The organism is Methylobacterium sp. J-026, from assembly GCF_022829585.1.
Lineage (GTDB): Bacteria > Pseudomonadota > Alphaproteobacteria > Rhizobiales > Beijerinckiaceae > Methylobacterium.
This window is the reverse complement of the sequence record NZ_JAKSYC010000250.1, coordinates 1-906: the sequence shown is the minus strand read 5'-3', so window position 1 is coordinate 906 and position 906 is coordinate 1. Positions and strand designations below refer to the sequence as shown.

At 71.7% G+C, this 906-nt stretch carries 2 pseudogenes; one reads left to right on the top strand and one right to left on the bottom strand.

Features of this window, described 5'->3' with window-relative positions:
• A pseudogene (locus tag MKK69_RS21625) lies at positions 1–630 on the bottom strand (methyl-accepting chemotaxis protein); the annotation flags it as partial.
• Between the two features lie 4 nt (positions 631–634).
• On the opposite strand from MKK69_RS21625, the pseudogene MKK69_RS21620 reads away from it, so the two are divergent.
• Positions 635–906: pseudogene (locus MKK69_RS21620) on the top strand (thiolase C-terminal domain-containing protein); the annotation flags it as partial.

The window sequence follows — 906 nt, the reverse complement described above, 5'->3', positions numbered from 1 at the left end:
GCGGTCGATCTCGGCCGTGAGGTGCTCGGACTGGCGCGACAGCTCCGAAGCAGCGCCGAGGACCTGGCCCGCCGCCCGTCCGGTCTCCTCCGCCGCTCCGGCGACACCGACGATGTTGCTGGTCACCTCGCCGGTGCCCTGGGCAGCCTGACCGACGTTGCGCACGATTTCCTGTGTCGCCGCCCCCTGTTCCTCCACGCCCGCGGCGATCGAGGTCGCCACACCGCTGATCTCGCGGATCCGCCCGGTGATACCGGCGATCGCCATGACCGCCTGACCGGTCGACGCCTGGATTCGGGTGATCTGCCCGGAGATCTCGTTCGTGGCCTTGGCCGTCTGCTCGGCGAGCGCCTTTACCTCGGCGGCAACGACGGCGAAGCCCTTGCCAGCGGCCCCGGCCCGGGCGGCCTCGATCGTGGCGTTCAAGGCCAGCAGGTTGGTCTGCCCAGCGATGGTCGAGATCAGCCCGACCACGTCGCCGATCCGCGCGACGGCGCTGCTCAGCTCCTGCACCATGGCGCCGGTCTGATCCGCCTCGTGCACCGCACGCCGCGCCAGTTCAGCCGAGCCGGCGACCTGCCGTCTGCTCTCCTGCACCGACGGGCCCAGCTCCGCGGCGGCGGCGGCAACGGCCGCCCGCGCCCAAGTCAACGACACCCTGCCCCTGTCCCGCCGCGATCCGACGGAATTCAAGGGCGCACGGCTCGCCTGGGAGAAGGCGCGGGCCGAAGCCGGGATCGGCAACGACGACCTGTCCTTCGTGGAGACCCACGACTGCGTCACCATCGCCGAGCTGATCGAGTACGAGGCAATGGGTCTCGCGGCCCCAGGCGAGGGGTACCGCGTGGTGCGCGAGGGGCTGGCCGAGAAAGGCGGCCGGCTGCCGATCAACCCGTCCGGCGGCCT